The following is a 12,666-nucleotide window of genomic DNA, read 5'->3' on the forward strand; positions in this document are numbered from 1 at the left end:
ACTAATCCACCCCGAAGGGCTTCATCGTTCGACTTGCATGTGTTAAGCACGCCGCCAGCGTTCGTCCTGAGCCAGGATCAAACTCTCCGTGAATGTTTACCCGTAATCGGGTCAACACACACGAGAGCGGAACGAGCAACGGAATAGGCTGCTCGTTCACAGCGTCCTCGCTGTGTGTGCCACCCGAACCCGTGGGCCGGATGGACTTTCAAAGGAACCTCATCCACCGAAGTGGACGGGGTATCAACATATCTGGCGTTGACTTTTGGCACGCTGTTGAGTTCTCAAGGAACGGACGCTTCCTTTGTGCCTGTTTCACCAGGCTCTCCGGGCGCTTCCCTTCGGTCTTGCGTTTCCGACTCTATCAGATCCTCGCGGTCCTGATTTTCGCCGGTGCGATCCGGCCTTTCGGCCTTTTCGCGTTTCCGACTGTATCAGATCCTTTTCCGTTCCGTTTCCGGTCCGAATCGGGTTCCGATTATCTGTCGGAGGTTCGCCTTGGCCCGACTGCTTTTGCTGTCGGCCTTTCGGCGTGGTCACTACTTTAGCGGTTTTCCCCGGAGGCTCATAATCGAGCCGATGGAATCGAATTTCGGCAACGCGAAATAAGACCCCGCTGAGGGAATCGTTCGTAGGTAGTGGTTGTGCCGCCGACCGGTCTGCGCAGATAGCGCTGCCCGTCTCCAGCGGCTCGGGCCACGTTAGACGTTCGGTCCGTACGAGTCAAGTATGGGCTCCGTCACGTGGCCTTGGCGGGCCGGCGTCGGCGCGGGACGTGCGGGCGGTAGCGGCTGACCGTGGGGTCGCCGTCGATCCAGTAGCGCCAGGGGTGGGTGGCGCCGTCGCCGCCGACGCCGGTGCGCGGGCCGCAGCTCACCCGGTCCGGCGGGGGCGGGCTGCCGTGCAGGAGGGACAGCGGGCCTGCGGGGGTGGAGCAGAGGTCGGCGCCGTCCAGGGAGCGGTCGATGCCGAGGGCGGTGGCGAGGCGGGCGGGGCCCTGGGCGAGTTCGTGGGCGGTGCGGGCCTTGGGGCGGCGTTCGGCGGCGAGGGCGCTGCCGGTGAGGATTTCGCCGCCGCGCAGCAGGACCGCGCTCGCGTGGTCCTCGGGGCCGCAGACGAGGTTCATGCTGAACCACATGCCGTAGATGAAGTAGACGTAGGCGTGTCCGGGCGGGCCGAACATGGAGGCGTTGCGGGCGGTGCGTCCACGGTAGGCGTGCGAGCCGGGGTCTCGATGGCCGTCGTATGCCTCGACCTCGGTGAGGCGGAGTTCGATCGGGCCGTCCGGGGTGGCACGTACAAGGGTGCGTCCCAGGAGGTCGGGGGCCACTTCCAGCACGGGGCGGTTGAAGAACGCGCGGCCGAGCGGCATACGTTCCGGTACGTCGGTCATGCGCTCCGAGGGTAGTGCGGGTGACTGGCCATGGGGGCCCCGGCGTTGGGAAGGTGTGGCCGTGGAACCGGCCCGCGCCGTTTCACGTTCGTAGGGATCGAGCCGAGGTCTTCGGCGGGCTACACAGAACACAGGCGTGCGCCTGGGGAGGACGAGCATGGGGTTCAAGAAGCTGCTGGCGAGCATGGGAGCCGGGGGCGCGTCGGTGGAGACGGTGCTCTTCGAGGAGAACGTCGTCCCGGGCGGGGTCGCGCAGGGTGAGGTGCGGATCCAGGGCGGGTCCGTGGCGCAGGAGATCCAGGGGCTGTCCGTCGGGTTGCAGGCGCGCGTCGAGGTCGAGAGCGGCGACGAGGAGTACAAGCGGAACATCGAGTTCACCAAGGTGCAGCTCGGTGGCGCGTTCGAGGTGCAGGCCGGGGCCGTGCACACCGTGCCGTTCGGTCTGGAGATCCCGTGGGAGACGCCGATCACGACGTTCCTGGGACAGCATCTGCGCGGGATGAGCGTGGGGGTGACCACGGAGCTGGCCATCGCCCGTGCGGTGGACTCCGGTGATCTGGACCCGGTGAACGTGCACCCGGTGCCGGCGCAGCAGGCGATCCTCGACGCGTTCGGGCAGCTCGGGTTCCGTTTCAAGGCGGCGGACCTGGAGCAGGGGCACATCCGGGGGACGCGCCAGCGTCTGCCCTTCTACCAGGAGATCGAGTTCCACGCGCCGCAGCAGTACCGCGGGCTGAACGAGGTGGAGCTGTCGTTCGTCGCCGACGACCGGGAGATGGACGTCGTCCTGGAGATGGACAAGAAGCCGGGTCTGTTCACCGGTGGCTCGGACACCTACCGGCAGTTCACCGTCGGTCTGCACGACTTCGAGCAGACCGACTGGGCGGGATACCTCAACCAGTGGCTGGCCGAGGTCGGCGGTCAGCGGAACTGGCTCTAACCTGGCCGGACAGGTGTCAGCAAGCGACCAGGAGGTGTCGAGGGTGTCCGAGCTGAAGCGACGGCCGCTGCCGCACGATTTCCACCCGCAGGTGCCGGAGTTCACGGTGCTGAGCGACGAGGTGGAGCCGGGCGGGACGCTGCGTCCGGAGCAGGTGTACTCCGAGGGCAACCGTTCGCCGCAGCTGCGGTGGGACGGCGCGCCCGCGGGGACGAAGAGCTACGCCGTCACCTGCTTCGATCCCGACGCGCCGACGGGCAGCGGCTTCTGGCACTGGTCGCTGTTCGACATTCCGGCGTCGGTGACGGAGCTGCCGGCCGGTGCCGGTTCGGGTGACATGAAGGGCCTGCCCGAGGGCGCGGTCCATGTCCGGAACGACTACGGGACGCGGGACTTCGGGGGCGCGGCGCCGCCGCCCGGGGACGGCCCGCACCGGTACGTCTTCACCGTGTACGCGGTGGACCAGGAGAAGCTCGGCCCGGACGGGGACGCATCGCCCGCGGTGGTCGGCTTCAACCTGAGGTTCCACACGCTGGGCCGGGCCCAGTTGGTGGCCGAGTTCGAGCTGCCCGCGGGCTGAGTCCCGTAAGAGGGCCGCGGCCCGTAATTCCGTTGCGCCCCGGCGCTCCCCGTACGCACAGTGGTGGCGGTCGGCGGTTCTCAGGAGCCGCCGGGCGGCCGGTACCGCTGTGGCGGGAGCGGCGGGGCGCAGGTGTGTCGCCCCCCGTTCGCCGGAGGCCGGCCGCGTGCCGGGCGTCCGCGCCGGTCGCCGTACGCTCCGGATCCCGGTGGTTACGGGGGTGGGATCCGGAGCGCACTCTTCTTCGGGCGGGGGCGGGGGCTGGTGCCTGGGCCGGTCCGCCCGGCTTCAGGTGTCCTGTCTGCTGTGCCCCCCGGGGCGGCCTCTCTCCTCGTTCGGTGTTCACCCCGTGATTACCTGTCATCTCCCTTGTGGCGTACGGAAATTGCGTTGTCGGGGGAATTGCTTCCCTGCACAGTGGAGCCAGGTCGCCGCGGGGGCGAGCGGGGTTCCGGGAGGTGGGCGGGATGCGCGAGACGCTGGTGCTCAATGCGAGCTTCGAGCCGCTGTCGACGGTGTCGCTGCGGCGCGCGGTGGTGCTGGTGATGCAGGACAAGGCCGTCGTCGAGCACGCGCATCCCGGGCTGCGTATCCGGGCCGCTTCGGTGGACGTTCCGGTGCCGCAGGTGATCCGGCTCAGCCGGTATGTGCGGGTGCCGTTCCGAAGACGTGCGGCGTGGTCGCGGCGGGGTGTGCTGGTCCGTGACCAGCATGTGTGCGCGTACTGCGGGCGGCGGGGTACGACCGTGGACCACATCGTGCCGCGGTCGCACGGCGGCGGGGACACCTGGCTGAATACCGTCGCTTCCTGCGCCGAGGACAATCACCGGAAGGCGGACCGGACACCGGAGCAGGCCGGGATGCGGTTGCTGCGGCGGCCGTTCGAGCCGACGCCTGCGGACGCGATGCTGTCGGCGCTGGGGGTGTCCGTGCGCGACGAGCTGCCGGAGTGGCTGGCGTTGCCGGCGTAGCGGCGTCCGTCCTGGTGCGTCGGTGACGCGGAGGGTTGCCTCCGTCCCTCCTTCAGCGGAGGAGTTGGATGATGGCGACCACGCCGACGGCGACGATCGTCGCGCGCAGGACGACGGGCGGCAGCCGGCGGCCGATCCTGGCGCCGATCTGTCCGCCGACCGCCGAGCCGACGGCGATGAGGACCACGGCGGTCCAGTCGAAGGTGGCGACGAACAGGAAGAAGAGCACGGCCACGCCGTTGACGAGCAGGACGAGGACGTTCTTGAGTGCGTTGATGCGTTGCAGGCCCTCGTTGAGCAGCAGGCCCATCAGGGAGAGGTAGATGACTCCTTGGGCGGCGCCGAAGTAGCCGCCGTACACGCTGGCCAGCATCAGGCCGATGAGCAGGGCGATGCTGCCGTCGGGGTGCGGTGTGGTGCCTTTGCGGGTGCGGCGGGTGCGCAGGGCCGCGGCGAGCCGGGGCTGGACGATGACGAGCACGAGGGCGACGGCGATCAGTGCGGGGACGATCGTGTCGAAGGCGTCGGACGGCAGTGCCAGCAGCAGGACTGCGCCCGCGAGGCCGCCGATGAGGGCGAAGACGCCGAAGCGGATGATGCGCGGGCGCTGGCCGGCCAGTTCGCGGCGGTAGCCGATGGCTCCGCTGAGTGAACCGGGTACCAGGCCGAGGGAGTTGGAGACGTTGGCCGTGACCGGCGGGAGGCCGACGGCCAGCAGCACCGGGAAGGTGATGAGGGTTCCGGAGCCGACGATGGTGTTGATCGTGCCGGCTCCGAGGCCCGCCGCGAGGACGGCGAGTGCTTCCCAGAGAGACATGCGCTTCCCCCGTGCATGATCGGCGGGTACTGGTCCGGCCGATCATGCACCACAGGGGCCGCGGTGGTCAGTCGATGGGGGGCGCCTGGCGGGGCGGGGTGGCGGACTTGGTGAGCGGGGTGCCGCCGCCTGTGGGGTTGAAGTTGCCGAGTGCGCCGCCGAGGCCCTTGAGGGCGTCGCCGATCTCGCTGGGCACGATCCAGAGCTTGTTGGCGTCGCCCTCGGCGATCTTCGGGAGCATCTGGAGGTACTGGTACGACAGCAGCTTCTGGTCCGGGTCACCGGCGTGGATGGACTCGAAGACCGTACGGATCGCCTGTGCCTCACCCTCGGCGCGCAGCGCGGCGGCCTTGGCCTCACCTTCGGCACGCAGGATGGAGGACTGCTTCTCACCCTCCGCGGTGAGGATCTGGGACTGCCGGACACCTTCGGCCTGGAGGATCGCGGCGCGCTTGTCACGGTCGGCGCGCATCTGCTTCTCCATCGAGTCCTGGATGGAGGTCGGCGGCTCGATGGCCTTCAGCTCGACGCGGTTGACGCGGATGCCCCACTTGCCGGTGGCTTCGTCGAGGACGCCGCGCAGCGCCGCGTTGATCTCCTCGCGGGAGGTGAGGGTGCGCTCCAGGTCCATGCCACCGATGATGTTGCGGAGCGTCGTGACGGTCAGCTGCTCGATCGCCTGGATGTAGCTGGCGACTTCGTACGTCGCGGCGCGGGCGTCGGTGACCTGGTAATAGATGACCGTGTCGATGTTGACGACGAGGTTGTCCTGGGTGATCACCGGCTGCGGCGGGAACGGCACGACCTGCTCGCGGAGGTCGATGCGGTTGCGGATGGAGTCGATGAACGGGACGACGATGTTCAGGCCCGCGTTGAGCGTGCGGGTGTAGCGGCCGAAGCGCTCCACGATCGCGGCGCTGGCCTGTGGGATGACCTGGATCGTCTTGATGAGTGCGATGAACACGAGCACCACCAAGATGATCAGGACGATGATGATCGGTGCCACAGCAGCTCCCGTGCCCTTCGTTACTGATCCTCCGGCCGGGGCCGGATTGCCTGTTGATCGAGTCTTTCAGAATCCTGGCTCGTCGCGAGAGCGTTCCGGTCAGATGACCACAACGTTTTCCGGTCAGATCACCACGGCGGTGGCGCCTTCGATCTCGACGACGTCGACCTTCTGCCCCGGCTCGTAGACCTGTTCGCCGTCGAAGGCGCGCGCGGACCACACCTCGCCGCCGAGTTTGATGCGTCCGCCGCCCTCGTCGACCCGCTCCAGGACGGTCGCGGTCCTGCCCTTCAGGGCGTCAACTCCCGATGCCAGTCCGGGACTTTGGGTTCTGTGGCGGTTGGCCAGGGGGCGCACCACCGCGACCAGGGCGACCGAGACGACGGCGAACACGAGGAACTGCACGACCGTGCCGCCACCGAGCGCTGCGGTGACGGCACTTGCCACGGCGCCGACCGCGAACATCCCGAACTCGGGCATCGCGGTCACGACGAGCGGAATACCCAGTCCTACGGCGGCGATCAGCCACCACACCCATGCGTCCACGGCTTCATGGTAGGCCGGGTGACGCGGCGCGGGACAGGGCGTAAAGCGTCAGGAAAGGGGCAGTCCCTGGGCGGTCCAGCGGTCGCTGCCGTTCCGCTCGACGACCAGCGGGAGGCCGAAGCAGCGGGAGAGGTTGGCCGAGGTCAGTTCGAGGTCGAGCGGCCCGGCGGCGAGCACCTTGCCCTGACGGATCATCAGGACGTGGGTGAAGCCGGGGGCGATCTCCTCCACGTGGTGGGTGACCATGACCATCGAGGGCGCGTACGGGTCGCGGGCGAGGCGGCCCAGGCGGCGTACGAGGTCCTCGCGACCGCCGAGGTCGAGGCCGGCGGCCGGCTCGTCCAGGAGGAGGAGTTCGGGGTCGGTCATCATGGCGCGGGCGATCAGGGTGCGCTTGCGCTCGCCCTCGGAGAGGGTGCCGAACTTCCGGTCGAGGTACTCGGTCATGCCGAGGCGGTCGAGGAAGGCGCGGGCGCGCTGTTCGTCGATGTCCTCGTAGTTCTCCTGCCAGTGCGCGGTCATGCCGTAGGCGGCGGTGAGCACGGTCTGCAGGACGGTCTGGCTGCGCGGCAGCTTGTCGGCGAGCGCGATACCGGCGATGCCGATGCGCGGGCGGAGGTCGAAGACGTCGACCTTGCCGAGCTGCTCGCCGAGGATCCTGGCGCTTCCTGTGGTCGGGAAGACGTAGCTGGACGCGACATTCAGGAGGGTGGTCTTGCCGGCGCCGTTGGGGCCGAGGATCACCCAGCGCTCCCCTTCCTTCACCGACCAGGAGACCTGGTCCACCAGAGCCCGTCCTTCGCGGACCACGGATACGTCCACCAGCTCCAGCACATCGCTCATGAGCGCGTTGTCTCCCATTGCTTCTCGGTCGTCGCGTGCGCCTGTAGGCGCATCCCCCCTGCAAACCTACGCCACTCGTTGTCAGTGCTGTTCCCTAGGCTGGGGACCATGCTCGATGAACCTCGTTCGGGACGGCTGGCGTCGTGGGGAAATGCCCTATTGGCCGGACTTGTCTCTCCTGATGAAGCCGCGGACCGGATCGCGGACGACGATGCGGTGCACCGCGTACAGGGCCTGCCCGGTGAGACGGGACCGGTCGGTCTGACGCTCGCGCTGGGGCGGCTGCGGGCCCTGGGCGCCGTGGGCCTGCGGACGGCGCTGCCGGCGCCGGGGCATCCGCTGGGCCTGAGCGGGCCCCCGGAGTTCAATGCGCGGGCGCTGGAGGCCGGCGAGGCGGTGCTCGCGGCCGGAGCCGGTCTGGGCCTGGTCCCGGAGATACTCACGGCCGGCCCTGAGGGCGGCGCGGGCCCCGACGTGCACGTGGAGGTGGTCTGGCACTGCCTGCCGGTGCGTGAGGCGCCGCCTGCCGACGTGCCGTCGCTCGGCGAGGCCGAGCGGGAGCTCGCCGAGGCACTGCGGGAGGCGACCGAGGCACTGTCGTTGCTGGATGTGGCCGGATCCGGACCGGTGGCGCAGGCCGCGCTGGCGGCGTACCGGGCGCGGGCGGAGGCCGGCCGGCAGGTGCTGGCCCCCGGCTATCCGCCGCGGGCGGTCCGGGTGCTGGAGCTGGCGCAGCGGGTGGGCGCGCTGATCGGTATCGCCCGGCAGGCCGGCGGTAACGGGGAGCACGGCGCGGCGGTGAGCGCGTCGGAGATGGCGGCGCGCGCCGATGCACTGCGTCCGGTGGAGCGTACGGCCCGGCGGGCGCAGGTCGCGGCGTACAACTCGGCGGTGGAGGAGCGGGAGCGCAGGGGGTGATGAGGGGGAGGTAGGTGATGGGGGGGCGCAGCACGGGCACGGCGGCGGGAGGGGATGACTCCCGGGCCAGTGGTCTTGCCGGGTGAGCGGGCGGCGGGCCGGGGCCGGGTCGACGTCGTGCCGTGCCGTGCCGTGCCGTGCCGCACAACGGCCCCGGCCCCGCGGGCGGTTGCCTGCGGGGCCGGGTGAACTCATCTCGCCCTCACGGGCGGTTGCCTGGTCAGACGTTCAGGCAGGGCGCCCCGAAGGCCGGGTTGAGGACGCCGATGATGCTGACGGTGTTGCCGCAGACGTTGGCCGGGATGTGCACCGGGGCCTGCACGACGTTGCCGGAGGCGACGCCGGGCGAGTTCACCGCGGCACCCTGCGCCCCGGACTGGGCGGAGGCGACTCCGGCGCCCGCCGCGGCGAGACCGCCCGCCAGCATGGTGACGGCCGCTGCCCGCTTGATGCTCTTGTTCACTGCTCTGCTCTCCTCGTTGCCACTTACTGATGTGCCGGTGCCGTGGCCGGCCGCCACGACTGCACTGGACAACGGCGGGGCACGAAGAGGGTTACGCCAAGTGGGGGACACCTACACGACAGTATGAATCTCGCATCGGCAAGACGACGGCCACGCCCGCCGCCGTGGCCCAACGGGCGGGCGGGGCACGGCGGTCGGGGCGCCCGGGGAAGGGCTCAGGCCCCGATTCCGTGCCGAACGGCCCACAGTGCGGCCTGCGTCCGGTCGGCGAGGTCGAGCTTCATGAGGATGTTGGAGACATGCGTCTTGACCGTCTTCTCGGAGAGCACGAGAGCGCGGGCGATCTCGCGGTTGGAGCGCCCGTCCGCGATCAGGCCGAGCACCTCGCGCTCCCGCTCGGTCAGCGAAGTGCCGCGCCCCTGGCCGCCGTTGCCCTCGTCCTGGGAGAGCAGCGCGCCGGCCACCTCGGGCTGGAGCAGGACGTGCCCCGCGTGCACGGACCTGATGGCGCCGGCCAGCGCCTCCGGGTCGATGTCCTTGTAGACGTATCCCGCGGCGCCCGCGCGCAGCGCCGGGATGACGGTGCGCTGTTCGGTGAAGCTGGTGACGACCAACACCCGGGCAGCGTTGTCCAGTTCGCGTAGTTTGCGGAGTGCTTCGATGCCGTCCATGCCGGGCATCTTGACGTCCATCAGGATGACGTCCGGGCGCAACTGTCCGGCGGCGGCGACGCCTTCCGCGCCGTCGGACGCCTCCGCCACCACCTCGATGTCGTCCTGCACCTCAAGGAAGGTCCGCAGGCCGCGGCGTACGACCTGATGGTCGTCGACGAGCAGGACGCGGATGGCGCCTCCCGCGCCCTGTTCCGCGCGGCCCGCACGGGGGGTTTCGTTGTCAGCCACCAGGCACCTCCATCTCGACAGCGGTGCCCTTGCCGGGCTCCGACTCCACGGTGAGCTTTCCACCGACGCCGGCGGCCCGGTCCCGCATCGAGACCAGGCCCAGGTGGCGGCCGGCCCGGCGGACGGTGCCGGTGTCGAATCCGCGCCCGTCGTCGGCGACCCGGAGCAGGGCGCCCTGGCCGTGCCGGACGAGGGTGACGTCGACCTGTGCGGCCCCGGAGTGCCGCAGGGCGTTGTGCAGGGCCTCCTGGGCGACCCTGAGCAGGGCCTCCTCCTGGGAGGCCGGCAGCGCCCTGACCCCCTGGGTCTCGAAGGTGACGCGGGCGGTGTGCGCCCGGTCCAGGACCTGCGCCTGCGAGCGCAGCGTGGCGATCAGGCCGTCTTCGTCCAGGGCCGCGGGGCGCAGCTCCACGACGGCGGCGCGCAGTTCGTCGGCGGCTTCCGCGGCCAGCGCGGCGACCTGGTGGAGTTCGCCCTTGGCGCGGGCCGGGTCACGGTCGACCAGGGCGGCGGCGGCCTGTGCGGTCAGCCGGAGCGAGAAGAGCTTCTGGGCGACCGCGTCGTGCAGTTCGTGGGCGAGCCGGGCGCGCTCCCCCGCGATGGTCAGCTCGCGGCTGCGTTCGTAGAGCCGGGCGTTGGTGAGCGCGATGGCGGCGTGCTGCGCCAGTATGCCGAGCAGCCGTTCGTCCTCGGCGGTGAAGCCGCAGGTGCCCTCCGGCTTGGGGCAGCGCTTGTTGGCCAGGAAGAGGGCGCCGAGGATTTCGTTCCCGTCGGCGACCGGCAGGCCGATGAAGTCGGACATGTCGGGGTGGGCCGATGGCCAGCCGCGGAAGCGGGGGTCCACACGGACGTCGGCGAGGCGTTCCGGGGTGGCGTTGTGCAGCATCGCGGCGAGGATGCCGTGCTGGCGGGGCAGCGGGCCGATGGCCTTCCACTGCTCCTCGCTGACGCCGTCCACCACGAACTGGGCGAAGCCGCCGTGATCGTCGGGCACGCCCAGCGCCGCGTACTCGGCGTCCAGCAGCTCGCGGGCGGAGGCGACGATCGTCTTGAGGACGTCGCGCACTTCGAGATGCCGGCTCATCGCGAGGATCGCGCTGCTCACCGCGGGGATCCCGGCCCCCGGTCCGTTGGTCATGGGTTCACGGTACCGGCGGTTCGCCCGGCGCGTATCGGTCCACCGGCGCCCCGGTCCTCGGCCTGCCGTCCTAGGTCGAACGCCCTGAGGGGGCGCCCGACGGGTGCCTGTGCGGCGGCTCGGCCGGGGTTCGTGCCGGGCTCCGGGTGTCCTCCTTATACGGGGCGTGCGGGAACGAGCATCACTCTTGGGATTTGCCCCCTTATATAGGGCAGATGGTGTGCATGGGGAGATAAGGCGCGGAGGGTACGCATCGCGGTGCGGTCCCGGGGGCGCGGCGATGGCTGGGACGGCGGGGTGCGTGGCACGAATTCGGGGATCCTCCCGCGCGCCGTCGCCCCGGGTTCCAGACTCGGGGCATGAATGCACCCACGAGGAACTGGATACCGACCCACGGCGACCCCTACCGCCCCGTGCCGTACCGCCCCGCGCGGATGCCCGCGGACGAGTCGCTCGCCCGCGCCGCCGAGCTGCGGGAGCGGATGGACGGCCGCCGCACCGTCCGGCAGTTCTCCACGGATCCGGTGCCCGCACAGGTGGTGCGGGACGCCATCGCGTGCGCCGCGACCGCGCCGTCCGGGGCCCATCAGCAGCCGTGGACGTTCGTCCTGGTCAAGGACCCCGAGGTGCGGCGCAGGATTCGGGCGGCGGCCGAGGAGGAGGAACGCGTCTCGTACGACGGGCGGCTGGGCGAGGAGTGGCTCGCGGCGCTGCGACCGCTGGGCACCGACGAGGTGAAGCCCCACCTGACCGACGCACCGGCGCTGATCGTCGTCTTCCAGCAGCGGCACTGGCTGGGCGACGACGGCAGCAAGCGCAAGCACTACTACGTGGACGAGTCGGTGGGTATCGCCGTCGGGATGCTGCTGTCCGCGCTGCATCTGTCGGGTCTCGCGGCGCTGGTGCACACGCCGAGTCCGATGCGGTTCCTGCAGGAGGTCCTGGAGCGGCCCGCCAACGAGAAGGCGTTCGCCGTGATCCCGGTCGGCTACCCCGCCCCGGATTGCGAAGTGCCCGATTTGGTCCGGAAGTCCCTGGACCAGGTGATGGTCGAGATCTGAGTCCGCAGAACGGCACACAGGCTGTGCAGTTGCGATCACACCCGGCGAGTTAAACCCGGTCCGGGTGTGACGCCGCACATAGGGCGCAGGTCACTTACGACCGGGGGTAGTCGCCACATAAAGACGGTATGAGCTGGGATGCTCCCGTCGGGGATGTGCGATTCGACCCCCCGCTCCCACTACCCCGCCTCGTACGTCACACCTTTGCCCGGCGAATTTACGGCCGCTAAGAATGGCTCCCGTCGCTCGGCGCCGCGGTCTCCACCCGGCGTTCTCCGCCAACCCCGGCACCCTGCGACGGTCCCCCATCGGAAGGTCTTCTTCGCCATGCCCAAGCACGCCATACCCGGCCTTGACCGCCTGACGCTGACCCACAAGCTCTCCGCCGCCGGAGTCGCCACCGCCGGTGCCGCCGCGCTGGTCTTCGGCCTCGTCCCCGGCGCCGACGCCGGCCAGAGCACCGACCAGGCAGCCGCCCAGCAGGCGCAGCCGGTCACCTTCCGTGCGGTCACCACCGCGGCACAGACCCAGCAGGCCACCATCGCCCAGCAGGCGGACGCCTCCACGAAGGCCGGCCGGGCCGAGGCCGCCGTGGCGAAGAAGAAGGCCGACGTGGCCAAGGCCAAGGCCGAGAAGGCCGCCGACGAGCGCGCCGCGACGAAGACCGCGAGCCGGTCCGCCGCGCGCACCATGGTGCCCGTCGCCGCCACCGCTCCGGCGGCCAAGACCTACGCGAACAACCTCGACGGCTGGATCCGTGAGTCGCTCGACATCATGGCCAAGAAGGGCATCCCCGGCTCGTACGAGGGCATCCACCGGAACATCATCCGGGAGTCGGCCGGCAACCCGCAGGCCATCAACAACTGGGACATCAACGCCATCAACGGCGTGCCGTCCAAGGGCCTGCTCCAGGTCATCGCCCCGACCTTCCAGGCGTACCACGTCGAAGGCACCTCCTGGGACGCCTACGACCCGGTCGCCAACATCACCGCCGCCTGCAACTACGCGGCCGACAAGTACGGCTCGATGGACAACGTGAACTCGGCCTACTGAGCCGGCAGCGCACCTACCGCCGAGGGGCGGCACCC

Annotated in this window: 14 protein-coding genes and 1 rRNA gene; 6 read left to right on the top strand and 9 right to left on the bottom strand. The window is 70.2% G+C overall.

What is annotated here, in order from left to right; genetic code table 11:
- Together ACIBK8_RS12345 and ACIBK8_RS12350 are read right to left on the bottom strand one after the other, a co-directional pair.
- Positions 1-93: ribosomal RNA gene (locus tag ACIBK8_RS12345) — 16S ribosomal RNA — on the bottom strand; the annotation flags it as partial.
- A 646-nt stretch (positions 94-739) separates the two neighbouring features.
- Positions 740-1,393: a DNA-3-methyladenine glycosylase gene (locus ACIBK8_RS12350; RefSeq protein ID WP_399041682.1), complete on the bottom strand. Its 654-nt coding sequence runs from the start codon at positions 1,391-1,393 to the stop codon at positions 740-742.
- A gap of 157 nt (positions 1,394-1,550) precedes the next feature.
- Between ACIBK8_RS12350 and ACIBK8_RS12355 the strand changes: the two genes are divergently transcribed.
- From ACIBK8_RS12355 to ACIBK8_RS12365, 3 genes are all read left to right on the top strand, one after another.
- A complete protein-coding gene (locus tag ACIBK8_RS12355; RefSeq protein WP_399041684.1) occupies positions 1,551-2,333 on the top strand; it encodes a sporulation protein in 783 nt (260 codons plus the stop codon).
- 43 nt (positions 2,334-2,376) lie between these two features.
- Positions 2,377-2,913 (top strand): YbhB/YbcL family Raf kinase inhibitor-like protein, encoded by a 537-nt coding sequence (locus ACIBK8_RS12360; protein ID WP_393679077.1) that lies wholly within the window; start codon positions 2,377-2,379, stop codon positions 2,911-2,913.
- A gap of 467 nt (positions 2,914-3,380) precedes the next feature.
- Positions 3,381-3,884: an HNH endonuclease gene (locus ACIBK8_RS12365; protein ID WP_393679079.1), complete on the top strand. Its 504-nt coding sequence runs from the start codon at positions 3,381-3,383 to the stop codon at positions 3,882-3,884.
- A 52-nt stretch (positions 3,885-3,936) separates the two neighbouring features.
- On the opposite strand, the gene ACIBK8_RS12370 is transcribed toward ACIBK8_RS12365, so the two are convergent.
- The 4 genes from ACIBK8_RS12370 to ACIBK8_RS12385 form a co-directional block, all read right to left on the bottom strand.
- Positions 3,937-4,701 (bottom strand): sulfite exporter TauE/SafE family protein, encoded by a 765-nt coding sequence (locus tag ACIBK8_RS12370; protein WP_399041685.1) that lies wholly within the window; start codon positions 4,699-4,701, stop codon positions 3,937-3,939.
- Between the two features lie 67 nt (positions 4,702-4,768).
- Positions 4,769-5,707, bottom strand: coding sequence for an SPFH domain-containing protein (locus ACIBK8_RS12375; RefSeq protein ID WP_393679082.1), 939 nt, complete (start codon positions 5,705-5,707; stop codon positions 4,769-4,771).
- 123 nt (positions 5,708-5,830) lie between these two features.
- A complete protein-coding gene (locus tag ACIBK8_RS12380; protein ID WP_399042065.1) occupies positions 5,831-6,241 on the bottom strand; it encodes an NfeD family protein in 411 nt (136 codons plus the stop codon).
- A gap of 60 nt (positions 6,242-6,301) precedes the next feature.
- Positions 6,302-7,114, bottom strand: coding sequence for an ABC transporter ATP-binding protein (locus ACIBK8_RS12385; RefSeq protein WP_399041686.1), 813 nt, complete (start codon positions 7,112-7,114; stop codon positions 6,302-6,304).
- Between the two features lie 90 nt (positions 7,115-7,204).
- Between ACIBK8_RS12385 and ACIBK8_RS12390 the strand changes: the two genes are divergently transcribed.
- Positions 7,205-8,014, top strand: coding sequence for a hypothetical protein (locus ACIBK8_RS12390; protein ID WP_399041688.1), 810 nt, complete (start codon positions 7,205-7,207; stop codon positions 8,012-8,014).
- A gap of 220 nt (positions 8,015-8,234) precedes the next feature.
- On the opposite strand, the gene ACIBK8_RS12395 is transcribed toward ACIBK8_RS12390, so the two are convergent.
- The 3 genes from ACIBK8_RS12395 to ACIBK8_RS12405 all read right to left on the bottom strand — a co-directional run bounded on the left by ACIBK8_RS12395 (position 8,235) and on the right by ACIBK8_RS12405 (position 10,517).
- On the bottom strand, positions 8,235-8,441 hold the full coding sequence (locus ACIBK8_RS12395) for a chaplin (RefSeq protein ID WP_399042066.1): 207 nt from the start codon (positions 8,439-8,441) through the stop codon (positions 8,235-8,237).
- Between the two features lie 251 nt (positions 8,442-8,692).
- Complete coding sequence (locus ACIBK8_RS12400; RefSeq protein ID WP_393679087.1) at positions 8,693-9,379, bottom strand: response regulator; 687 nt, start codon at positions 9,377-9,379, stop codon at positions 8,693-8,695.
- Entirely contained in the window at positions 9,372-10,517 is a 1,146-nt protein-coding gene (locus tag ACIBK8_RS12405; protein WP_399041690.1) for a GAF domain-containing sensor histidine kinase, read from the bottom strand. The genes ACIBK8_RS12400 and ACIBK8_RS12405 overlap by 8 nt, the downstream gene beginning before the upstream one ends.
- A gap of 359 nt (positions 10,518-10,876) precedes the next feature.
- On the opposite strand from ACIBK8_RS12405, the gene ACIBK8_RS12410 reads away from it, so the two are divergent.
- Both ACIBK8_RS12410 and ACIBK8_RS12415 read left to right on the top strand, forming a co-directional pair.
- Complete coding sequence (locus ACIBK8_RS12410; protein ID WP_399041691.1) at positions 10,877-11,578, top strand: nitroreductase family protein; 702 nt, start codon at positions 10,877-10,879, stop codon at positions 11,576-11,578.
- A gap of 327 nt (positions 11,579-11,905) precedes the next feature.
- The gene (locus ACIBK8_RS12415) at positions 11,906-12,631 is read left to right on the top strand and encodes a transglycosylase SLT domain-containing protein (RefSeq protein ID WP_399041693.1); all 726 of its coding nucleotides are present in this window, start codon (positions 11,906-11,908) and stop codon (positions 12,629-12,631) included.
- Positions 12,632-12,666 lie beyond the last annotated feature (35 nt).

This window comes from Streptomyces sp. NPDC050161, assembly GCF_044460025.1.
Taxonomy (GTDB): Bacteria; Actinomycetota; Actinomycetes; order Streptomycetales; family Streptomycetaceae; genus Streptomyces.

Excerpts from the sequence above, each read along its gene's own strand:
- ACIBK8_RS12350 (WP_399041682.1), bottom strand. The coding sequence starts at position 1,393 with ATGACCGACGTACCGGAACGTATGCCGCTCGGCCGCGCGTTCTTCAAC.
- ACIBK8_RS12355 (WP_399041684.1), top strand. The coding sequence starts at position 1,551 with ATGGGGTTCAAGAAGCTGCTGGCGAGCATGGGAGCCGGGGGCGCGTCG.
- ACIBK8_RS12365 (WP_393679079.1), top strand. The coding sequence starts at position 3,381 with ATGCGCGAGACGCTGGTGCTCAATGCGAGCTTCGAGCCGCTGTCGACG.
- ACIBK8_RS12370 (WP_399041685.1), bottom strand. The coding sequence starts at position 4,701 with ATGTCTCTCTGGGAAGCACTCGCCGTCCTCGCGGCGGGCCTCGGAGCC.
- ACIBK8_RS12385 (WP_399041686.1), bottom strand. The coding sequence starts at position 7,114 with ATGGGAGACAACGCGCTCATGAGCGATGTGCTGGAGCTGGTGGACGTA.
- ACIBK8_RS12390 (WP_399041688.1), top strand. The coding sequence starts at position 7,205 with ATGCTCGATGAACCTCGTTCGGGACGGCTGGCGTCGTGGGGAAATGCC.
- ACIBK8_RS12395 (WP_399042066.1), bottom strand. The coding sequence starts at position 8,441 with ATGCTGGCGGGCGGTCTCGCCGCGGCGGGCGCCGGAGTCGCCTCCGCC.
- ACIBK8_RS12405 (WP_399041690.1), bottom strand. The coding sequence starts at position 10,517 with ATGACCAACGGACCGGGGGCCGGGATCCCCGCGGTGAGCAGCGCGATC.
- ACIBK8_RS12410 (WP_399041691.1), top strand. The coding sequence starts at position 10,877 with ATGAATGCACCCACGAGGAACTGGATACCGACCCACGGCGACCCCTAC.
- ACIBK8_RS12415 (WP_399041693.1), top strand. The coding sequence starts at position 11,906 with ATGCCCAAGCACGCCATACCCGGCCTTGACCGCCTGACGCTGACCCAC.